Below are 21,486 nucleotides of genomic sequence, written 5' to 3' on the forward strand. Positions count from 1 at the left end.
AACGGTTTAATCCAGCAAGGAGTAACCGATGGGACATGAAGTAACGATTAAAGTTCACCTTCTGGAGCGCCGGTTTTAAGCACCGCTCCGGCTTCCAGACCGAACAAGTCGGCGACGTCGGATGGCAACGGCGCTCCGTCGGGCAAATCGCCAATTTCCGGCTCGCTGCCATGGATTTCCTGACCGGTCATCCGGCGCAGATCGGCGAGCGTGGCCACGTCGGCGTCCGCTCGCGTCCAGTCGGCCCAGTCGGCGAGCGGCCCTGGTCCGCGCCGGTGGTAGACGTTGTGGTCGAGGCTGGCCATGTCGGCCGCGCCCTTGCGGCGGGTCAGATCGCGGACGGCCACGAGAGGTTCGGCGCCGGCCGAGGAAAGCACGTTGTTTCGCACCTCGACGCCACTCACATTCCAGGTCACTCCCGGCACGAGTTGCTGGCGCGCGCCGTCGATCGCATAGATCTGGCGGCCTTTGTTGTCGGTTACGGTGTTGTTCCAGACCCGTACATCGCTCGACTCGTTCACATAGACGCCGTGGGTGCCGTTGCCGGTCACCACGTTTCCGGCGATGAGCGCGCCGGCCGAGATCTCGAAATGGATGCCGTGGTGGGCGTTGTTCCGGGCCAGGTTGCGGGCGACCACGGCGCCGACGATCGATTCGTCGAGCCAGATGCCGGGGCCTCGGTTGTCTTCCATGAGGTTGCCGACGACCGTCATGCGCTTCGACTCGGTGATCTTCAGGCCGCCGGAGACCGGGGCCATCATGAAACGCTCCACATTGTTGCCCCGGCTGACGTTGCCGATGATCGTGGCGTCGTCGGACTTGTGGCCGCCGATGCCCACCTGGCCGTTGCCCTCGAACAGGTTGTTCCTGACGGTGATCCGGGCGCCCTTCAGGGCCAGGCCGGTGACCGAGGTCTCGGCGAAGACGCTGTTCTCGATCGTCATGTCGTCGGCGAAGGCCTTCACGGCGGCGATCCTGGCCAGGGAGGTGGCGTAGCGGCGTACCCCCACGCCCTTGAGAGACGACCCGTCGGCGCCCTCGAAGTAGAGGGCCTCGTCGAGGGTGGTGGCGCGGACGTCGCGGCCGGTGGGGTCGTCGCCGATGAACAGGCGGCCGGCCTGGTAGTCGACGAAGAAGGCGCCGGGGCCGACCTGATCGGCGGTCTGGACCTGGGTCAGCGGCCGGCCGTCGACGAAGACCTGGTCGGGCCAGTTGGCCATCGGGTGGGCGGGGTCGACCATGTGCCAGTCTTCACCGCCGCCCGCGGTGAAGTCGGTGTTGTCGAAGCGCACGTCCCAGTCGTCGCGGCGCCAGCGCGATCCGTCGCGGACCCAGTCGCCGACCGGTTCGCTGCCGTCGAACCAGACGACCTCGCCGGGGTGGTTCTGGATGGCCAGGCGCTTGCGGAAGATCTCGACCTTCTCGTGGTAGACGCCCTCGCGCAGGACGATCGTCGCGCCCTCGGGGGCGGTCTTCACCGCGTGGCCGAGGGTCCGCCAGGGTTTCGCGCCGTCGCCCGGCGCGTCGTCGTCGCCGTCGGTGGCGACGAAGAAGGCGCCCTCGGGGACGGGATAGTCGGCGGTGCCCAGCGGGGCCGGCCCGGCCGTCTGCCACGACGGCTGGGCCGGTCGGCCGGGGTCGGGCCGCATCAGCGCGGCCCAGATCAGGACGCCCGCCACCGCGAGGGCGACGGCCCCCGCGGCGGCGAGCCTCCGTCTCACAGAACCGTCACCGACGCGCTGGTCGGGCTGGAGACGCGGTTGTTGTACGGGTCGATCGCGCGCACCCGGTAGGTGTGCGACGCGCCGGGCGTGAGCCCGGTGTCCTGGCACGACAGGTTCGGCAGGTTCCAGAACACCGAGAACGCCTCGGCGGTGCAGGCGACCTGGCCGTCGTTGCGCAGCACCTCGTAACGGACCTTGCGGTTGTCGAGGTCCCACGTGGCGCCCCAGCGGACGGTCACCTTGCCGCCGCCGTTGGCCTGCAGGGTCGGCGCGCCGAACCCGGCCTGGATCGGGCCGCCGACGTCGGGGCGGGTCTCGTGGAAGGTCCAGCGGGTGAGGCCCTGCTGCGCCACGTCGTTGACCTCGGTGAAGTCACCGCCGGCCCACAGGTAGGTGCCGTCGTTGGCCATCGCCCACGGGCCCTGGACCCACGGGTAGGTGGTGCCGGGGGCCGAGTTGGGGAACCAGTGGAGGATCGTCTGCTTGGCGCCCTGGGCCGTGCCGGCCGGCTCGGCGAGGTAGCGGCGGTGGGGCTTGGTCTCGGGGAAGCCGTCGCCGCCGTAGTAGGACTGCATGCTGCAGCGGTGGGCGTGGCTGCCGCTGTAGAGCACGCCGCCCATCACCGAGATCGCCTGGGTCGCGCCGAGACAGTTGTTGATCCAGATGCGCGAGCCGTTGTCGGGGTTGAAGGCCAGGCGGCCGTCGAAGGTGCCCTCGCCGTTGGCGCTGGCGTACATGCGGGTGCCGTCGGAGACGATGTCGGTCACCCACGAGCGGCTGGTGGAGCTGTTGGCCGGGATGTCGTTGCTGTTGAACGTGCCCTTGGAGCCGTCGCTCACGTTGACGGCCGACAGGCCGTGCTGCCGTACGCCGTTGATGCGGTCGAAGTCGCCGCCGACGATGAGCCGGTTGCCTGCCGGGGTCAGCGCCATCGCGTTGACGCGCTTGTCGGCGGTCGGGGCCCACGAGGTGAGGGCGGCGGTGGCGGCGTCGAAGGCGGCCAGGCGGGTGCGGGTCTCGCCGCTCACGGTGGTGAAGTGGCCGCCCGCGTAGACGGTGGTGTCGGACACGGCGATGGCGCGCACCCGGTTGTTGAACACCGGCTTGAAGTCGGGGTCGAGGGCGCCGGTCGCGGTGTCGAAGGCCGCCATGCGGTCGCGCCGCGAGCTGTCGATCTTGTTGAAGTCGCCGGCGACGTAGATCTTCGAGCCGTCGGGCGAGGCCTTGATCTCCCACACCGCGTCACAGCGGTAGGTGTCGGTGGCGATCTTGTCGCACTCGTTCTGCGCCTGGTCGTCGGTGAACGTCGGCGAGAAGGCCACCGGGTTCCACGGCAGCAGGTCGCCGGTGGCGGTGTCGAACGCGGCCAATCCGACCCGCGGCACCTCACCCGCGCCCCCCTTGGGGACGCCCGGCGGCCGGACGTTGTCGAAGTTGCCGCCCACGTAGGTCACCCCGTTGACGATCTCGATCGTCAGCACCACTCCGTCGGTCTGCCAGGTGGGCAGCGCGTCGGCCGTGACTGTGGCGACTTCCCCGGCGGCGGGGGCCGTGTCGGCCAGCGCCGCGGGGACGGGCGTCACCGCTAACGCGGCGATCAGGCCCGATATCAGGGTCTTGCGCATTTGGTCCCCTTCAGGGCACAGGTGAGACCACACCGGCCTCACGCGTATCGTGACGCTCCTCACGTCTCACAGGTTTACGTGTGATAACACAAGTCCACGCCACTATGAGAAACATCCAGATGGACGCGACGTTCGCCGCACCCGCCATCTGATCGGCGGTCAGGCCGTCGATCACCAGAAACGTCATCAGACCCAGCAGCAGCGCGGCCTCGACCCGGACCTCTCCGACCCTGGTGAACGCCAGGTTCACCGTCAGCACCACGATCAGGAGCAGGCAGAAGATCGCCCCGCCGACGAGGCCGCCTTCGACGAGCACGTTGACGAAGATGTTGTGACCCCCGCCGAGCCCCAGGGCGTCGAGGAACAGCCCGCGCGCCGACGACATGCCGTTGCCGAACACCGGCCGGTTCATCACCGCCTGGTAGGCGAAGGTCCACAGGTCGGTACGCGAGTTGAGGCTCTCCAGCTGTTCGACGGTCTCGCCCCGGGTGGCGAACTCCAGGAGCTTGTCGCCGAACAGCAGCGGCAGCAGCACCAATATCGGCGTGCCGACCATGATCACCTCGACCCGGCCCCGGGTGCCCCGTGCGGTGAGCAGGAACGCCGCCACCCCCGCGAGGATGCCGACCGCCGCGCCCCGCGTGCCGGTGGCGACCAGCGCCGCCGCCGAGACCGCCGCCGAGCCGGCGTAGACCGGCCAGGGGAAGCGTCGCGGCAGCCCGTTCGGCAGCAGGAACGCCAGGCACAGCAGCAGCGCGACGCCCAGGAACATGCCGGCCGTGACGGGATGCACGTAGAGCCAGTTGAACCGGTCTTGCGTGTTGGGGGTGCGTTTGAGCGGCACCGCCACCCCGAACGCCACCGAGATCACGACCAGGCCGACGAACACGTGGGCCAGCCGGTAGAGGTCCTCGCGCCGCGCCCGGGTCGCGATCACGTGGCAGACGATCGCGGTGACCAGGAGCTGGCTCGCCCGCACGGCGGCGAACGGGGGGAACGGGGTCCACAGCACCGACAGGGCGCAGTAGGCCGCGAACAGCCAGGCCAGGATCAGCGCGGCCGGAGCCGCCCGCCGGGGCGCCCGGAGGCCGAACCGGCGGTAGAGGTAGAGCGCGCACAGGCCGTAGACGCCGATCTCCAGCAGCACGGTGGCGTCGATGCCGCCGCCGACCGCTTCGGAGACGTCACGCGAACGAAACTTGTAGTCGCTCGCGAGGATCATGCCGAGAGGCAACAGCGTGGGCCACCACTGCGTGCGGAGCCGCCGGTGGCGCGCACCTCTCACGCCGGTCCCCCCGAATCGCCGCTCCGCTTGGTGACGTGTGCCAGCATACGAGCGGTTAATAACTTTTCACTATGGACCGGTTGAGAGGACGAGTCAGATGAAGCTCCCTGAACCCGTGATGAACGCGGGCCGGACCGCCATCCGGGGCTGGGGCATGGCGACGGCGGCGTTCCGGCCCGACCCCGACTTCCTGCTCATCGGGGCCAAGCGCGGCGGGTCGACGTCGTTCTACTTCGCCCTGCTGGAGCATCCGAGGGTGATCCCGCTGTTCCCGGCGGCCGGGCTGCTGCCCAAGGCCAACCACACGAAGGGCGTCCACTACTTCGACTCGAACTACGCGCGCGGGATGCGGTGGTACCGCTCGCACCTGCCGAGCCGGTCGAGCCGAGCGCGGGCCGGGCGCAGGGCGGGCGGCCCGGTGGTCGCCGGAGAGGGCTCGCCCTACTACCTCCACCATCCCCTGGCCGCCGAACGCGCCGCCGGGAACGTGCCAAAGGCGCGCATCCTGCTGGTGTTACGCGACCCGGTGGAGCGCACGTTCTCCCACTACCGCGAGCGGGTGCGCGCGGGCGCGGAGACCCTGACGTTCGAGGAGGCCCTGGCCGCCGAGGAGTCCCGGACCTCCGGTGAGGAGGCGAAGATCATCGCCGATCCGGCGTACCTGTCCTACGCCCACGAACAGCAGTCGTACGTCGCCCAGAGCGAGTACGCCCGCTGTCTGGAACGGTGGTTCGCCCACTACCCGCGCGACCGGTTCCACATCCTGACCAGCGAGGACTTCTACCGCGACCCGCAGGCCGCCTGCGACCGGGCGGCGGAGTTCCTCGGGCTGCCGCCCGCGCCCCTGCCCGCGGCGGGCAAGGTCTGGAACGCCGCCGCCCCGGGCGACATCCCCGACGACGTACGCAAGAGACTGGCCCGCCACTTCGCCCCGCACAACCGGCGGCTGGAGGAGATGCTCGGCCGCAGGCTCAGCGACTGGACGGCCGGCTGAGCACCTCCAGCGCCGCGAGCATGCCGCCGTTGAGCGGCAGGTCGTCGTGGCGCTTGGAGATGACGGCCTCCCAGTGGGCGGCCGCCTCGGCGTAGCCCGTGGGCACCGGGTCGACCCCGAACAGGGTCGTCTCGGCGGCCCGGTAGTAGACCTCGTCGGCGCCGGGAGGCGCCCACGCGGCGTCCTCCCAGTCGATCAGCCACGGCACCCTGCCCCGGGTGCGGCGCAGGTTCCACGGAGTGAGGTCGCCGTGCATCGGCAGCCAGTGGCCGGGGGTGCCGGCCGGTTTGGGCAGCCCGGCGAGCAGGCGCTGGATGCGGCCGGTCAGGTCGACGACGTCGATCTTCCGGACCGGCCGGGCCGGGACCGGCTCCATCGCCGAGATGAGCAGCCACGAGGGGCCCTCGCCCAAGACGACCGGCACCCGGAAGCCGTCGCCGCCGTCGAGCAGCCGCAGCACCTGGGCCTCGCGGTCGAGCCCCTCGCGCACCTTCAGGAACCCGACGGGCCGGCCCTTCTGGATGAGCAGCGCCGCGGCGCCCGGCCGGGACGCCTGCGGGCGCAGGTAGAGGGCGACCTCGTCGACCGGGCCGACGACCTCGGAGACCTCGGCGAGGATCTGCTCCCAGCGCTCGACCGGAGGCGCCCAGCGTTCACGCCGGCCCGGCAGCAGCCACGGCCCGGCGACCAGCACCGCCCGGTGCAAAATCCGCTGGGCCAGCAGCGGGAGGGGCTTGGAGAAGGTCAGCAGTGACAGCCCGGCGGCGGCCGACCGGGCGTCGCCGACCGGGATCCAGACGTTGGCCCGGCCCGGCGGGTAGCGCACGAAACTCATCCGCGCAGGTCCAGGCAGAGTCTCTCGTAGCGGGCGGCGACGTCGTCCCACGTGTAGTGGACGCGGGCGCGCTCGCGGGCCAGGTCGCCACGGCGGCGGCAGGCGGCGGGGTCGTCTTCGGCCTGTTCGATCACGGTCGCGAGGTCTTCGGGGCCGGCGAAGAACGCGCCCGACTCGGCGAGGACCTCCCGGTTGAACACCACGTCGTAGGCGATCGTCGGGGCGCCCGCCCCCATGGCCCGCAGCAGCGACGGGTTGGTGCCGCCGACGGAGTGGCCGTGCAGGTAGGTGGCCGACCCGGCGTAGAGGGCGTCGAGCAGGTCCTGGTTCCAGACGGCGCCGACCAGCTTCACGCGCTCGTCCTTGGCGGCCAGGTCGTTGATCTTTTTCACGTACTCCTCGGCGTAGGGCGCCGAGCCCACGACCACCAGCGGCAGCCGGGCGGCGCTGCGCGAGTAGCCCTCGACGATCAGGTCGACGTGGTTCTCCGGCTCGAACCGGGCGACCACCAGGTGGTAGCCGCCGGGCTCATAGCCCTCGGCTCTGAGCAGGTCGTCGTCGCAGCGCTCCTGGACGGGAGCGCCGTAGGGGATCATGACGCTGCCGGCGGCGTAGGTCTCGCGGTAGTAGTCCTGGATCGCGACGGCGTCGGCGATGATCTGCTTCGACCAGCGGACCGACAGCTTCTCGACCGCCAGGTAGTAGCGCTGCCCTGCACCGTTCCATTTGGCCCGCTTCCACTCCAGCCCGTCGACGTGGGTGGCCACCGGGATGCGCGCCAGCTTGAGGAACGGGAGTAAGGGCGCGTTGGCCGCGTTGAACACCAGCGCGACGTCGGTGCGATGCAGCAGCACATGGCCGACCGACAGCGCGGTGTGGCTGAGCGTCTCCATGATCTTGTGCTGCACGGCCGGCAGGTGGACGAGCGTCATCCCCTTGTACGCCGGGAGCTTCTCCACCGCCCCCCGGCAGTAGACCCGGACGTCGTGCCCGGCGTCGGCCAGGCGAGCCCCGATCTCCTCGACGGCGGTCTCGAAGCCCCCGTAACGGGCCGGCACCCCGCGAGTCCCGATCATGGCGATCCGCATGCGTTTCCTTCGATGGATGACAAGATGAACATCCAACCGTAAACGGTAATCAAACATTTGGATGCGGCAACGATGGTTCGAGTGGTGATGGCCCACCCGTCGCCCGATCTGTACGGCTCCGACCGCATGCTCGTCGAATCGGTACGGGCCCTGGCCGAAAAGGCCGAAATCACCGTCACACTGCCCACCGACGGCCCTTTGTCCGATTTGATTCGCGCGGCCGGGGCCGAGGTGGAGATCCTGCCCGTGCCGGTGCTCCGCAAGGCCTATCTGAAGCCTGCCGGCCTCGTGAAGCTGACCTGGACGCTGGCCACCACACTCCCCCGCATGGTGTCCTACCTGCGGCGCGAACGTCCTGCCGTGCTGTACGTCAACACGGTCACCATCCCCTGGTGGCTGCTGGCCGGGCGGCTCGCGCGGGTGCCGAAGGTGGTGTGTCACGTCCACGAGGCGGAAGACGGCGTTCCCGGTCCGATCAGGCGGGCGCTGGCCCTGCCGCTGCGGCTGGCGCACACGATCATCGCGATCAGCCGGAGCGTGCGCGACCGAATCGTGGCCGACGGAGGCCCTGACGGCAAAACGACCGTCATCCACAACGGCGTCGCCGGTCCCCCGCCCACCGACCCCCGCCCGGAGCACGAGGGGCACCTTGTCCTGGTCGGCCGCCTGTCTCCCCGCAAGGGCAACGACGTCGCCGTCGAGGCGGCGAAACTCCTGGTCAGCAGGGGTCACACGATCAAGCTGACGCTGGCGGGCACCATCTTCCCCGGCTACGAGTGGTACGAGGCCGAACTCCGCGCGAAAGCCGCGGAGCTCGGGCCCGAGGTGGTCTTCGCCGGGTTCACCGACCCGGTGTGGCCACTTCTGGCCACGGCCGACGTCGTGCTGGTCCCCTCGCGGGTCGAGCCCTTCGGCCTGGTCGCCGTCGAGGGCATGCTGGCCCGTCGTCCGGTGGTCGCCAGCGAGGTGCAGGGGTTGGCGGAAATCGTCAACGACGGGAAGAACGGCCTGCTCGTGGCGCCGGGCGACCCGGTCGCGCTCGCCGACGCCGTCGAAACCTTGCTTAACGACTGGACCGCCGCGACAGCCCTCGCGAACAGGGGTTTCGACGATGCGACGTCCCGGTTCGGCCTAATGCGTTACACGACGGCGATGGAGCGGGCGATTCTCGGGCCGGACGCTGATGTCTAAACTGTGAATCGACCCTGTCTTTACGGCAGATTCGCAGCGCGAAGAGGAATTGCACAAGCGGGGAGAACAGGCATTCGTGGCCACAGACCAACGTGACGAGACCCCCGAGGTCGGTCTTCTTGAGGCCGTGTGGCGCTATCGGTGGTCGTCGCTCGCACTGATCCTCGTCGCCGCGGTCGCCGCGGGGGCGGCGACCTTCTTCGTCTTCGGCAACGTCGAGGCGACCGCCCGGTTCGCGGTCGTCGACCCGCGCAGCACCACCTACCTGCGCATGGGCGTGTCCTCCGACAGCAGCTACATCGCCTACACCGCCCAGCGGGCCGCGTTCGCGCAGTCGGCGGGCGTGCTCGACCGGGCCCGGCAGCTTCTCGAGAACGAGCAGAAGGTCGTCGTCGACCTCGAGACCCTCCGGCAGAGCGTCACCTCCTCGCCCGGCACGGCCGGCGGCATCGTCGTGGTCACCGCGACGGCCAAGACCGACAAACTGGCCGCGCAGATGGCCAACTCGGTCGTGGCGGCCTACCAGATCCTCACCGAGGCCGACGCGCAGCGCGAGCAGGAGAAGCTGCTCAAGAGCGTGCGGTCCACCCGCACCCGCGTACAGGACGACCTGAAGCGGGCCCCCGACGGCAGTGCCACCGAGTCGTCGCTGACCGAGGCGCTGGTGCAGCTCCAGCTCAAGGAGTCGGAGGCGACGATCGACCTCGCCCAGTTCGGCGGCGGTGTCCGGTTCGTCGACCAGGCCAACCCGCTGAAGATCACCCCGAGCAAGGTGCCGACCAACATCGCGATCGGCCTCGCGGTCGGCACGCTGCTGGCCATCGTCCTCGCGTTCCTGCGCGCCACCAACCCGATCGGCACGATCCGCGAGGTGACCACCCCGACCGGCCAGCGCCACAAGCCCGCCCAGCCCCGGCGCCCGCTGCTGCCCCGGCCCGAGGTCAACGGCACGGCGCCGGCCAGGGCCGAATACGACGACCGCCCGACGGCCGCCTTCGAACGCATCAGCCTGCCCGCCCGGCCACCGGAGCCCGCGGCCGCCGCGATCGAGAAACCCGCATCCGAGAAATCCGCACCTGGGAAGCCCGGGCCGGAAAGGACGACGCCTCCGCCGCCGATCCGGAGCTGGCCCGAACCGCCGCCGGCCAAGACGCCCGCCAAGACGCCCGCCAAGACGCCCGCGGCGAAGAAACCGGCCGCCGAGGAACCCCCGGGTGACGACTCCGAGCCCGTGGTGACCATCGACACCGGCGCCACCTCCTGATGGCCGGTTCGCTGCGCAGGCTCGTCGCGCGGGCGGGCGGCTCCGTCACCTCCCAGGCCGTCACGGCGGGCGGGAGCGTCGTCTTACAGCTCATCGCGGTCCGGTTCCTCGGCCCCGAGGCGTTCGGCGCCTACGCGATCATGATGGCCGTGCTCGTCACGGTCACCACCGTCTTCTCCTCATGGGTGGGCGACTCGCTCACCGTGTTGGACCGTTTCAATCCGCGGGTGCGGGCCGCGCTGTGCGCCTCGATCCTCGGGCTGACCTCGGCCGGGACCGTCGTCGGCGTCGCGTTCGCGCTGGCGCTCCACCTGGCCGACGGGCCGGGTGTCGCCGCGTTCGCCCTGCTCACGGTGTTATGGCTGCCGCAGGAGAGCGCGCGGCGGCTGCTCAACGCGCGGCTGGAGTTCGGCCGCCTGGTGCTCAACGACCTCGTCTACGTCGGGGTGACGCTGGCGATCCTGGCCGGGCTCTGGCTGACCGGCACGCCGTTCACGCTGACGTGGATCCTGGGCGCGATGTGCGCCGGGCAGCTCGTGTCACTCGGGCTGACGCTGGCGCTGCTGCCGTCGGTGGAATACCGGCTGCCGCGTCCGAGCCTGGCCGGGCTCGGCGAGGTCACCACCTTCGCCGCGTGGCGATCGGCGCAGGCGTCACTGCGGCCGGTGGCGCTGCTGATCATGCGGGTGGCGATCGACACGTTCGCGTCGCGTACGGTGCTGGCGGCCGTCGAGGCCGGGCGGCTGCTGATGTCGCCGGCGCTGACGGTCGTCCAGGGCGCGGGCTCCTATCTGCTGCCGACGTTCGTGCGGCGGCGTGACGCCGGGGTGCCGATCCGGCCCCGCAACGCGCTGACCGCCTCGCTGGTGCTCATCGCCGGCACGCTGGCCTGCGGGGTCGCGGCCATCGCGGTCCTCGGACACGTCGGGCCGCTCATCACCGGCGGCGCGTTCACCCTCGACGCGGTGACCGTGGGCGGCTGGGTGGCCTACACGGTCAGCTTCTCGGCGACGCTGCCGCTGGCGATGATGGCGGCCGCCTACACCCTGTCCCGCCTGGTGTTCATGGTCAGGGCGGCCGAGACCGCCATCGGCCTGACGGCCATGCTGGTCGTGCTCGCGGTCGCCCCCGACCTGGCCCACCTGGCCCCCTACTGCATCGGATTCGGCGGCCTGGCCTCGGGATTCCTCCTATGGTGGCACCTTCGCCGCAAGGCCCCCGTCCCGTCACGGAATGAGATCCCCCATGAGACGCACGCTGCTGAGTAGCGCCGCCGTGGCGTTCGCCCTGACGGCGGCGGCGCCCGCGTACGCCGCGCCGGCCCCTCCGGCGCCGGTGAAGGCCACCTGGAAGCAGGATCGGGTCATCGACAACCCGAAGATCACCGAATCCAGCGGCCTGTACGCCTCCCCGCTCCACCCCGGCGTCGTCTGGACCCACAACGACGGCGCCGGACCGGCCACCCTCTACGCCATCGGCCCCGACGGCTCGACCCGGGCGACCGTCACCGTCGAGGGCGCGGCGGCCGTCGACACCGAGGCCGTGGGCGGCTACGTCGACCAGCGCGGCAACGCCCTCATCTACCTGGCCGACACCGGCGACAACGACAAGACCCGCCAGGCGGGGGTGACCCTGTTCGTCTTCCCCGAGCCGAAGGTCCTGGCCGACACGACGGTGACCGCCGAGCGCTATCCGATCATCTACCCCGACGGCCCGCAGGACTCCGAGGCCGTCCTGGTCAACCCGACCAACGGCAACCTCTACTTCGTCAGCAAAACCCCGACCGGCGGAGCCGTCTACGGCGCCCCCGCGTCGCTGGTACCGGGCGTGGCCAACCGGCTGGAGCGGCTGGTGGCGGTCCCCCACGTCATCTCCGACGGCCTGATCGGCTACGACGGCCGCATGTACCTGCGCGGCCTCAACAAGATCCGCGTCTTCTCAGACGTGACCGGCCACGTGGTGCAGACGATCGACGCGCCCAAGCAGCCGCAGGGCGAGTCGATGGCGCTCAGCGCCGACGGCACGACCCTGCTGGTCGGCAGCGAGGGCGAGAAGAGCGCGGTGTTCGCGTGGCAGCTGCCGAAGGATCTGGTCACCGGCCCGATCCGCAAACCGGGCCCGCAGCCCGACCCGAACGCGATCCAGCAGACCGCCAGGGCCAAGGAGCCGACGAAGCTGCCGCAGCTCATGCTGGGCGGGCTGACCGGAATCGCCGCGCTGATCGGGCTCGGCGCGCTCGTCCGTCGACTGAGGCGTTAATCGGGTTCATACTCCGGCCATGCGCACGCTTGTTCACGGCAGATTCCCGACGCGAGCCACGGCCGGCCTTCGGCCGTCCGCGTCTCGCTTGCTGGCCGTGTTATCGCTCTCGTTCCTGCTGACCGGGCTGCTCGCGGCCCCGGCGTGGGCGGCCGACTACTCGGCCCAGCCGCGCGCCAACTGGCTGCCGAACGGCCGGGTCCTGGCCATCGCCCACACGGGCGACCGGGTGGTGATCGCGGGCGAGTTCACCACCCTGCGGCACTCCGCGACCGGCGAGACCGTCGGCCGCCAGCGCGTCGCCCTGCTCGACGCGGCCAGCGGCGACCTCATCCGCACGTGGTCGCCCGCGGTGAACGGCGCGGTGCAGGTCCTCGCGGTCGGGAACGGCCGGGTGTACCTCGGCGGCGACTTCACCACGGTCGCCGGGCAGACCCGCACGCGGCTGGCGGCCGTCGACCTGGCCACCGGCAACGTCGTCGGCGGCTGGACGCCCGCCGCCAACAGCACGGTGCGCGGGCTGGCCGTGATCGGCGACACGCTCTACGCCGGAGGGGCGTTCACGCAGGTCGCCGGGCAGAACCGGACCCGGCTGGCGGCCGTCGACCTCGGCAGCGGCGCGCTGCGCGCCTGGAACCCGGGCGCCAACAACACGATCATGGCCATGGCGGCCGCGCCCGACGGCGGCAGCGTGATCGTCGGCGGGCAGTTCCGCACCCTCGGCGGCGCGACGCGGCTGTTCCTCGGGTCGGTCGGGCTCAACGGCACGGTCACCGGCTGGGCTCCGCCCCCGAGTTGCGACCTGCCGAGCAACCAGTGCTGGGTGCTCGACCTGGCCGCCGACGCCGACAACGTCTACGCCGCCATCGCCGGAGTCGGCGGACGGCTGGCCGCATACCGCCTGAGCAACGGGTCGCGCCGCTGGGAGCGCACCGCCGACGGAGACGTGGAGTCGGTCGCGGTGCGCGGCTCCTACGTGTACGCCGCCGGCCACTTCTGCCCCGACTTCTCCGGGTTCCAGCGGTGTGACTTCGTGGCCGTCGACGCCGGGACCGGCGCGGTCGACACCGACTTCGCGCCGACGGCCAACGGGCAGGTGTTCGCGCTGCACGCCGGACCCGACGCGCTGCGCGCGGGCGGCGGCTACGGCCAGCTCAACGGGGTCTCCCGGCCCAACTACACGGAGTTCCCGCTGCTCCCGGCGTCGGGCGACGTGACGCTGGTACCGGCGGGCTCCTCGTGGCGCTACCTCGACGACGGCAGCGACCAGGGCACGGCCTGGCGGGCGGCCGGGTTCGACGACTCCGGCTGGCCGCAGGGCGCCGCCCAGTTCGGCTTCGGCGACGGCGACGAGCGGCAGCAGGTCGCGCCGGGCCGGATCACCTACTACTTCCGCACGAGCTTCGGCGTCGCCGCCACGTTCGGCCAGGTCACCATGAGCGTGATCCGCGACGACGGCGCGGTCGTCTACCTGAACGGGACCGAGATCTGGCGCGACAACCTGCCGACCGGCACGATCACCGCCGCCAGCCGGGCCGTGTCCACCATTTCGGGCGCGGCCGAGTCGCAGTGGACCGACGTGCCGCTGTCGCCCGGCCAGCTCCAGCAGGGCCAGAACACCATCACCGTCGAGATCCACCAGGATCGGCCCGACTCCAGCGACATCAGTTTCGACCTGCGCCTGCGGGCGCGCTGACGGCGGAGCGAATCCGGATTTTTCTGATCGAATTGGGCCTCTAAAAACGACCATAGTCAGCCTTATTGTGGGTCGATACCTTTTGCCCCGATTCGAGAGAAGTCCATGGCCGAAAAGCTCTCGCCTGTTCTGCGCGCCCGAATGCGGGCCCGAGAATTGCTCTCCCGCGCCCTCGTCGTGGTGCCGCCCGGAGTGACGATGAAGACCCGTTCGGGATTCCACTCCTCCTCCGGGCTCTCCCGCACCGTGCTCGGCCAGGTGGTGAAGGTGCTGCGGCACCGCCCGCTGGGCTTCGTCGAAGACTTCGCCCTGCCGGACAACCCCCGCATCCGGCTGGCCGCCGTCGAGTCGCGGCTGGTGCGCATCCTGTTCTGGTACGGCGAGCGCGGCTACGAGGGCATGGAGACGGCCTGCTGGCGGGACCTGTGCGCCAAGGCCACCGGCATCCTCGAACTGGGCGCCAACATCGGCTACTACACCGTCCAGGGCGCGGAGGCGGCCGGCACCACGCCCTACGTCGCGGTGGAGGCCAACCCCGAGGCGGCGGCCATCGTGTCGCGCAACGCCGACCTCAACGGGCTCGCCCACGTGAAGGTGGTCCAGGCCGCCGTGGTGCCCGACGACGCCCCCGCCACGCTGGAACTGTCGCTGCCCGACCAGGAGAGCTACGTCGCCCCCACGGGCGCCTACCTGTCGGAGGGCGGCGAGGGCATCAGCAACCGCCCGGCGTCCCGGACGATCACCGTCCCGACGGTGAAGATGTCGGACCTGATCGAGGGCGCCGACCTCATCAAGCTCGACATCGAGGGCTACGAGGCCGGCGTGCTGCGCGCGGTCTGGCCGCAGCTGCTGGCCGCCCGGCCCACGATCGTCGTCGAGGTGCTCCGGAACGTTCCGGCGCTGCGCCAAGTGCTGCGCGACCTGCGCGCGGAGAACTACGAGATCCGCGCCATCGGGCACGACGCGCTGCACGTCATCACCGACGCCGAGCTGGCGTCCGAGGAGCCGCTGCCGCGCTACGGCTCCCGGGACGTCATCGTCGTACCGGCCGAGAAGGCCGGCGCCCTCTAGAGCTCGGGCCAGGCCCGGTGCAGGGCCTCTCGCCAGTCGCGCATCGGCTTGAGGCCCGCCGACGCCCACGCGCCGTGCGCTAAGACGCTGTTCTTCGGGCGCGGCGCGGGGCGGGGGAACGCCTCCGAGGTGACCGGCCGCACCCTCTCGGGGTCGGCCCCCAGCAGGCGGAAGACCTCCTGGGCCAGGCCGTGCCACGTGGTGGCGCCGGAGTTGGTGCCGTGGAAGACCCCCCGCGCGCCCGAGTTCACCAGGTCGACGATCTGGCGGGCCAGGTCGTGGGTCCAGGTGGGCTGGCCGTGCTGGTCGGCGACGACGTTCACGAAGTCATGGGACCGTTCGAGGCGGGTCATCGTGCGCACGAAGCTGGGGCCGTGGGCGCCGTACAGCCATGCGGTTCTGACGACCGTGCCGTGGTGGGCGAGGACCGCCCGCTCGCCGGCCAGCTTGGTGCGGCCGTAGGCGTTGATCGGGCCGGTCGGGGCGTCTTCCGGCCAGGGCTCGGCGCCCTCGCCGGAGAAGACGTAGTCGGTGGAGAGGTGGACGAGCTTGCGGCCCGCCGTCTCGGCGAGCCTGACGGGCGCGTTGACCTTGAGGGCCGCTTCCTCATGGGTCTCGGCGTCGTCGACCGCGGTCCAGGCGGCGCAGTTCACGACCACGTCGGCCCAGTTCACGGCCTCGTCCACGGCGGCCTCGTCGGTGATGTCGAGTTCGGCGCGGGAGGGCGCGCGGACGTCGGCGCCGTCGAGGACGCGTACGAGATCAGAGGCGAGCATGCCCCCGCCGCCGGTGACGAGCCAGCGGGTCATGCCCAGCCTCTCAGCGGCTTCCACCAGGCCGCGTGGTCGCGGTACCAGGCGACCGTGTCGGCCAGGCCCTCGTCGAAGGTCCAGCGCGGGGCGTAGCCGAGCGCCCGGAGCTTGGCGTCGTCGAGGCTGTAGCGGCGGTCGTGGCCCTTGCGGTCTTCGACGAAGTCGACGCTGTCCCAGGTCGCGCCGCACGCGGTGAGCAGGTGCTCGGTGAGCTCGCGGTTGGACATCTCGGCCGTGCCGGCGATGTGGTAGACCTCGCCGGGCCGCCCGTGTTCGGCCACGAGGCGGATGCCCTGGCAGTGGTCGTCGACGTGCACCCAGTCGCGGACGTTTCCGCCGTCGCCGTAGAGCGGCACCCGCCGGCCTTCGAGGAGGTTGGTCACGAACAGCGGGATGACCTTCTCGGGGTACTGGTAGGGGCCGTAGTTGTTGCCGCAGCGGGTGATCGAGACGTTGAGGCCGTGGGTGACCGCGTAGGCCCGCGCGATCATGTCGCCGCCGGCCTTGGCCGCCGAGTAGGGCGAGCGCGGGTTCACCGCGGCGCTCTCGTCCCACGAGCCGGTCTCGATGGTGCCGTAGACCTCGTCGGTGGAGACCTGCACGACCCTGGGGATCCCGGCGTCGAGGCAGGCCTGCATGAGGGTCTGCGCGCCCAGCACGTTGGTGCGCACGAAGTCGGCCGCGCCGTCGATCGACCGGTCGACGTGGCTCTCGGCGGCGAAGTTCACCACCAGGTCGTGGCCCGGCACGACCTCCGCCAGCAGATCGGGGTCGCAGATGTCGCCGTGGACGAACTGGTGGTCGACGCCCTCGATGTTGGCGCGGTTGCCCGCGTAGGTCAGCTTGTCGAGGACGGTGATCTTCGCGTCGGGCAGAGTGCGCACGAAATGGGAGCCGATGAACCCGGCGCCGCCGGTGACCAGGACACGTGTCATGCGGAGATCTGCACCTTACTGTGGTCGCCGAGCACCAGCCGGTGGGCCCGGGGCGTGTTGGGAGCCGGAGTGACCTCGACGTCGTGGCCGATCAGCGACGCCTCGACCCGGCGTACCCCGGTGATGGACGAGCGGGCCAGCAGGATCGAGTATTCGATCTCGCTGTCGGCGATGACGCAGCCGGCCGCCACCGAGGTGAACGGCCCGACGTAGGAGTCGCGGACGAGGGCGCCCGGCCCGATGACGACCGGGCCGACGATGCGCGACCCGGTCACGACCGCGCCCTCCTCGACGACCACGCGCCCGATGAGCTCGGAGGCGGCGTCGACCTGGCCGCGCACCTCCGGCTGCAGCGACTCCAGCACCAGCCGGTTGACCTCCAGCATGTCGGCGACGTTGCCGGTGTCCTTCCAGTAGCCGGAGATGACCGTCGACTCGACGCGGCGGCCGTCGTCGATGAGCCACTGGATCGCGTCGGTGATCTCCAGTTCGCCGCGCGCCGACGGCTTGAGCTCGGCCACCGCCTCGTGCACGGCGGCGGTGAACAGGTAGACACCGACCAGCGCGAGGTCGCTCTTGGGGGCCTTCGGCTTCTCCTCCAGCGCGACGACGCGGCCCTGCCCGTCGAGTTCGGCGACGCCGAACTGCGTCGGGTCGGGGACCTGGGTGAGCATGATCTGCGCGGCCGGACGGTCGTGCCCGAACCTGGCCACCAGCGAGCGGATGCCGCCCACGATGAAGTTGTCGCCCAGGTACATGACGAAGTCGTCGTCGCCCAGGAAGTCACGTGCGATCTTCACCGCGTGCGCGAGCCCGAGGGGCGCCTGCTGCCGCAGGTAGGTGACGTTGAGGCCGAGCCGCGAGCCGTCGCCGACCGCCGCCTCGATCTCGGCCTGGGTGTCGCCCACGACGATGCCGACCTCGCGGATCCCCGCGTCGGCGATGGCCTCAAGGCCGTAGAAGAGCACCGGCTTGTTCGCCACCGGTACGAGCTGCTTGGCCGACGTGTGCGTGATGGGCCGCAGGCGGGTGCCCGAGCCTCCCGCCAGAACCAGGGCCTTCATGTCTTCAGTACGCTCCCCGTCCGCCGAACACGGCCGACCACGTCTTCCAGAGAATGAGCACGTCAAGGGTGAGCGACCAGTTCTCGACGTAGCGCAGGTCGAGCCGCACGGACTCCTCCCACGTCAGGTCGGACCGTCCGCTGACCTGCCACAGGCCCGTCATGCCGGGCTTCACCAGCAGCCGCCGCCGGACGTCGTCGCCGTACTGGGCGACCTCCTCGGGCAGCGGCGGGCGTGGTCCCACGAGGGACATCTCTCCTTTGATGACGTTGATGAGCTGGGTGAGCTCGTCGATGGAGTAGCGCCGGAGCCACGTTCCGAGGGGGGTGATCCTTGGATCGTTCCTGAGCTTGAAGAGCACCCCGTTGCCGTCGTCGCCGAACGTTCGAAGCGTGATCTTGCGGTGTTCGGCGTCGGCCGTCATCGTGCGGAACTTGTAGACGGTGAAGACCTCGCCGTCCTTGCCGACGCGGGCCTGCCGGAACAGCGCGGGCCCCGGGCTGCTGACCCTGATCGCCGCCGCGATGACGAGCATGAACGGCAGCAGCATCAGCAGGACCATGCTCGCCACCACCCGGTCGAACACGCTCTTCACGGCCTGCCGCATGCCCCTGATGTCGGGGTGTTCGACGTGCAGCAGCGCGAGCCCGGCGACCGGCCGGATGTTGATGCGCGGCCCCGCGACCTCCATGAGCGCCGTGGCGACGAGCAGCTCGGTGCCGCGTTCCTCCAGCTGCCAGGCCAGCCGCCGCAGCGCGTGGCCGTCGAGTTCGGGGCAGGCGAGCACGGCCACGCTGTCGGCCTGCGAGGCCACGACCACTTCCGGGACGTTCCCGAAGTCGCCCAGCACCGGGAAGCCGTCGACCTGCGAGGGCAGCTGCCCCGCCTGGTCGGGCGGCACGCACGCGGCCACGATCCGCATGCCGTGGTGGCGTTCCCGGGAGAACTGCGCGTGCAGGTCGAGCACCGAGGTCCAGTGCCCGACCACGACCACCCGCCGCAGGCACTCGCCGTTGCGGCGGCGGCGGTGCAGCCGCTTGCGCAGGGCGTAATGGACGCCGAGCGTGAGCAGCGCGCAGATCGGGATGCCGGCCATGACATAGGAGCGCGCGATCGACGTCTGGGTGACGTACGCGCTGATCGCGACGACCGACGCGAGGATCGCCGCGGAGTGGATGATCTTTCGGTATTCGTCGGCGCCGTCACCGATGTGACGGCGGTCGTACCCCCCGACGAGCGCCACGGTGAGCGGCCAGCCGGTGGCGATGGCCAGCCCGAGAGGCACCTCGACGGGATGGGCGATCCCGAGCGCGAACCGCGCCAGCAGGACCCCCTGGATCGCCGCGGCGCCACTCAGGGCGTCCATGGCGACAGCGGCGCGGATGTAGCGCCGTGACCAGCCGGGATCGTTGACCCCGGAGCGAACCACCTCTTCAAGAGCAACATCCATGTCGCAGATGCGCCTTTCCCCCACACTTGTTACCTGACGGACGCCCCACCTGTACCGTTGGTTTACCTAGATCACTGACTGATCTTGTTGACCTTGAAGTCTGTGAACGATGGAACGATCGTAAGATCGCCGCAACTTAGAGGGAAAGTTCATCTGAATGTCCACATAAGGCCATTTATACTTCAGGCGCGGCTCTGGACAGCTGCGCGCGTACACGCTTCGACCTGGATTTTCTCGGCATCCCCGCAGCTCTCCACCCGGAGCGACCTGACGTGACCCAAATCACAGACGAGCCAGTACCGAAAAAGCGTTCTACACGCAGACGTAACATTTTCATTGTTTCCTTACTGGTTTTGTCACTTCCGCTGGCCGCCCTGTTCACGATCGCGATGGAGCGGCAGTACACCTACGACCGCAACATCACCCGCATCGACGACGTCTTCCCGGCCGAGCCGGAACGTCCCGCCAAGCCCGTGGGCGAGGCCCAGAACTGGCTGCTCATCGGCTCGGACAGCCGTCCGGGCGAGAAGGGCTTCAACCGCGCCGACTCGATCATGCTGGTGCACCTGCCCGCCGACCGGGCCCGCGTGTTCTTCGTCGGCATCCCGCGCGACTCGTATGTGCCGATCCCCGGTCACGGCAGTGACAAGATCAATTCCGCGTACGCGTACGGCGGCCCCAAACTCCTCATCTCGACCGTGGAGAAGCTGACGGGGGTGCGCGTCGACCATTTCGCCGCACTCGACTTCAAGGGTTTCGTCGCCATGAGCAAGGCCATCGGCGGGGTGGAGGTCGAGGTCTCGCGGGAGACGTACGACTCGGCCAACAAGATCACCTGGCCGCAGGGAACGGTGCATCTGGAGGGCGAGAAGGCCTTGCTGTTCGTCCGCCAGCGCTACGGCCTGCCGGGCGGCGACTTCGACCGCATCAAACGCCAGCAGGCGTTCCTGCGCGCGGTCGCCGACAAACTCATCAACGGCGGCGTGCTGACCGACCCGTTCGCCCTCAACGACTTCCTCGGCGCCCTGACCACGTCGATCAGCGTCGACTCGGGCGTCTCCATCGGCACCCTGCGCGACCTGGCGATCGAACTGCGCAACATCCGCGGCGGCAGCCTGGTGGCCTCGACCGTGCCGCTGGCCGGGACCGACACGGTCAAGGGCGCGAGCATCGTCCGCCTCGACGAGAAGGCCGCGAAGATCATGTACGCCGCCATCAGAGACGACAAGCTGGAGCAGTACTTCGACGACCACGGAGGGACGTCGAACACCAAGCAGGTCAACTGAGGTAGACGCTCCGGTGCGCCGCCACGAACTGCTCGACGGTCTGCGCCGGCTGCCGGGTGACGCGGAAGACGTCGTCGGTGGCGCGGTCGTAGCGGTTCTCGCGGTGCAGCCTGGCCATCGTCGCGACGTGCTGCTGGGTGTGCGCCGGCAGACCCGTCTTCGGCAGCACCTCGGCGACCCACCGGTCGAGCGGGACGTCGCGGTAGGTGACCGACCGGTCGAGCGCCTTGGCGAACTCCTCGGCCACGCCGTGCATGTCGAGGGTGTGCGGACCGGTCAGCTGGTAGACCTCGCCGACGTGCGGCGAGGGATCGCGCAGGATCATCGCGACCACGCGGGCGACGTCGTCGCTCGCGATGGGCGAGGTCCGGCCGGACCCGAACGGCAGCGCGATGGTGCCGTTCTCGCGGATCGACCGCGCGGCCAGCGTGGTGAACAGCGGATTGTCGAGGAACACGGTCGGCCTGACGTGGGTCACCGGCAGGCCCGACCAGTCGAAGACCCGCTCGGCCAGGTAGTGCAGGCGCTGCTGGTCGGACTCGGCGGTGCTGGTCGCGGTCATCTGCGACACCGTCATTTGCGACAGGTCGACCAGCCCGTCGAGCACCCGCATGTCCTTGGCCACCGAGGCCACGACGGCGGCGGCCAGAAGATGGTCGGGCGAGACGGCCATCCCGAAGTACATCCGCGAGACGCCGTCGAGCGCCGCGGCGACGGTGTCTGGCTTGGTCAGATCGCCGATCACGACCTCGACACCGAGGGCCCGCAGGTCTTCGGCCCGCTGGTCGTTGCGGCGGACCATGGCCCGAACGGGCACGTCCATGCGGTGCAACCGCTCCAGGACCTTCCGCCCCAGCCCCCGGGACCCCGGGACGAGAACCAGCTTTCCGGCCACCGCCAACCCCCT

General features: G+C 70.3%; 18 protein-coding genes. 8 read left to right on the forward strand and 10 right to left on the reverse strand.

Going from position 1 to position 21,486, the window contains the following annotated elements; all coding sequences use genetic code 11:
* Positions 1 to 47 precede the first annotated feature (47 nt).
* Genes FDA94_RS20300 through FDA94_RS20310 form a run of 3 tightly spaced genes read right to left on the reverse strand, consistent with a single transcriptional unit; the run spans position 48 to position 4,634 of the window.
* A complete protein-coding gene (locus FDA94_RS20300; RefSeq protein WP_137248653.1) occupies positions 48 to 1,721 on the reverse strand; it encodes a right-handed parallel beta-helix repeat-containing protein in 1,674 nt (557 codons plus the stop codon).
* Positions 1,718 to 3,349 (reverse strand): delta-60 repeat domain-containing protein, encoded by a 1,632-nt coding sequence (locus FDA94_RS20305; protein ID WP_137248654.1) that lies wholly within the window; start codon positions 3,347 to 3,349, stop codon positions 1,718 to 1,720. Before FDA94_RS20305 ends, FDA94_RS20300 begins: the two co-directional genes overlap by 4 nt.
* A 10-nt stretch (positions 3,350 to 3,359) precedes the next feature.
* On the reverse strand, positions 3,360 to 4,634 hold the full coding sequence (locus tag FDA94_RS20310) for an O-antigen ligase family protein (protein ID WP_137248655.1): 1,275 nt from the start codon (positions 4,632 to 4,634) through the stop codon (positions 3,360 to 3,362).
* A gap of 97 nt (positions 4,635 to 4,731) precedes the next feature.
* Here FDA94_RS20310 and FDA94_RS20315 point away from each other — a divergent pair, with 97 nt between their 5' ends.
* The gene (locus FDA94_RS20315; protein ID WP_137248656.1) at positions 4,732 to 5,628 is read left to right on the forward strand and encodes a sulfotransferase domain-containing protein; all 897 of its coding nucleotides are present in this window, start codon (positions 4,732 to 4,734) and stop codon (positions 5,626 to 5,628) included.
* Here the strand turns inward: FDA94_RS20315 and FDA94_RS20320 are convergent.
* Positions 5,606 to 6,463, reverse strand: a complete 858-nt coding sequence (locus FDA94_RS20320; protein WP_137248657.1) for a phosphotransferase — start codon at positions 6,461 to 6,463, stop codon at positions 5,606 to 5,608. The genes FDA94_RS20315 and FDA94_RS20320 overlap by 23 nt on opposite strands.
* Entirely contained in the window at positions 6,460 to 7,551 is a 1,092-nt protein-coding gene (locus FDA94_RS20325; RefSeq protein WP_137248658.1) for a DUF1972 domain-containing protein, read from the reverse strand. The genes FDA94_RS20320 and FDA94_RS20325 overlap by 4 nt, the downstream gene beginning before the upstream one ends.
* 72 nt (positions 7,552 to 7,623) lie before the next feature.
* On the opposite strand from FDA94_RS20325, the gene FDA94_RS20330 reads away from it, so the two are divergent.
* The 6 genes from FDA94_RS20330 to FDA94_RS20355 all read left to right on the forward strand — a co-directional run bounded on the left by FDA94_RS20330 (position 7,624) and on the right by FDA94_RS20355 (position 15,032).
* A complete protein-coding gene (locus FDA94_RS20330) occupies positions 7,624 to 8,742 on the forward strand; it encodes a glycosyltransferase family 4 protein (RefSeq protein ID WP_137248659.1) in 1,119 nt (372 codons plus the stop codon).
* 76 nt (positions 8,743 to 8,818) lie between these two features.
* Positions 8,819 to 10,006 carry a GumC domain-containing protein gene (locus FDA94_RS20335; RefSeq protein WP_137248660.1) on the forward strand — a complete coding sequence of 396 codons (1,188 nt, stop codon included), beginning with the start codon at positions 8,819 to 8,821 and terminating at the stop codon, positions 10,004 to 10,006.
* Positions 10,006 to 11,274 carry an MATE family efflux transporter gene (locus FDA94_RS20340; RefSeq protein WP_137248661.1) on the forward strand — a complete coding sequence of 423 codons (1,269 nt, stop codon included), beginning with the start codon at positions 10,006 to 10,008 and terminating at the stop codon, positions 11,272 to 11,274. The genes FDA94_RS20335 and FDA94_RS20340 overlap by 1 nt, the downstream gene beginning before the upstream one ends.
* Positions 11,252 to 12,265, forward strand: a complete 1,014-nt coding sequence (locus FDA94_RS20345) for a YncE family protein (RefSeq protein ID WP_137248662.1) — start codon at positions 11,252 to 11,254, stop codon at positions 12,263 to 12,265. The genes FDA94_RS20340 and FDA94_RS20345 overlap by 23 nt, the downstream gene beginning before the upstream one ends.
* Before the next feature lie 97 nt (positions 12,266 to 12,362).
* Complete coding sequence (locus FDA94_RS20350; RefSeq protein ID WP_246060058.1) at positions 12,363 to 13,961, forward strand: PQQ-binding-like beta-propeller repeat protein; 1,599 nt, start codon at positions 12,363 to 12,365, stop codon at positions 13,959 to 13,961.
* Positions 13,962 to 14,066: 105 nt separating this feature from the next.
* Entirely contained in the window at positions 14,067 to 15,032 is a 966-nt protein-coding gene (locus FDA94_RS20355) for an FkbM family methyltransferase (protein WP_137248664.1), read from the forward strand.
* On the opposite strand, the gene rfbD is transcribed toward FDA94_RS20355, so the two are convergent.
* Genes rfbD through FDA94_RS20375 form a run of 4 tightly spaced genes read right to left on the reverse strand, consistent with a single transcriptional unit; the run spans position 15,029 to position 19,293 of the window.
* Complete coding sequence (gene rfbD / locus FDA94_RS20360) at positions 15,029 to 15,841, reverse strand: dTDP-4-dehydrorhamnose reductase (protein ID WP_137248665.1); 813 nt, start codon at positions 15,839 to 15,841, stop codon at positions 15,029 to 15,031. The two genes, FDA94_RS20355 and rfbD, sit on opposite strands and share 4 nt — an antisense overlap.
* Positions 15,838 to 16,779: a dTDP-glucose 4,6-dehydratase gene (gene rfbB / locus FDA94_RS20365; protein ID WP_137248666.1), complete on the reverse strand. Its 942-nt coding sequence runs from the start codon at positions 16,777 to 16,779 to the stop codon at positions 15,838 to 15,840. The genes rfbD and rfbB overlap by 4 nt, the downstream gene beginning before the upstream one ends.
* A complete protein-coding gene (locus FDA94_RS20370; RefSeq protein WP_137248667.1) occupies positions 16,776 to 17,843 on the reverse strand; it encodes a glucose-1-phosphate thymidylyltransferase in 1,068 nt (355 codons plus the stop codon). The genes rfbB and FDA94_RS20370 overlap by 4 nt, the downstream gene beginning before the upstream one ends.
* 4 nt (positions 17,844 to 17,847) lie before the next feature.
* Positions 17,848 to 19,293, reverse strand: a complete 1,446-nt coding sequence (locus tag FDA94_RS20375) for a sugar transferase (RefSeq protein ID WP_137248668.1) — start codon at positions 19,291 to 19,293, stop codon at positions 17,848 to 17,850.
* A gap of 353 nt (positions 19,294 to 19,646) precedes the next feature.
* On the opposite strand from FDA94_RS20375, the gene FDA94_RS20380 reads away from it, so the two are divergent.
* Positions 19,647 to 20,579 (forward strand): LCP family protein, encoded by a 933-nt coding sequence (locus FDA94_RS20380; protein ID WP_137248669.1) that lies wholly within the window; start codon positions 19,647 to 19,649, stop codon positions 20,577 to 20,579.
* Here the strand turns inward: FDA94_RS20380 and FDA94_RS20385 are convergent.
* The gene (locus FDA94_RS20385; protein ID WP_137248670.1) at positions 20,572 to 21,474 is read right to left on the reverse strand and encodes an NmrA family NAD(P)-binding protein; all 903 of its coding nucleotides are present in this window, start codon (positions 21,472 to 21,474) and stop codon (positions 20,572 to 20,574) included. The two genes, FDA94_RS20380 and FDA94_RS20385, sit on opposite strands and share 8 nt — an antisense overlap.
* Positions 21,475 to 21,486: the final 12 nt, after the last annotated feature.

Origin of the sequence: Herbidospora galbida (genome assembly GCF_005233835.1) — a bacterium.
GTDB classification, from domain to species: Bacteria; Actinomycetota; Actinomycetes; order Streptosporangiales; family Streptosporangiaceae; genus Herbidospora; species Herbidospora galbida.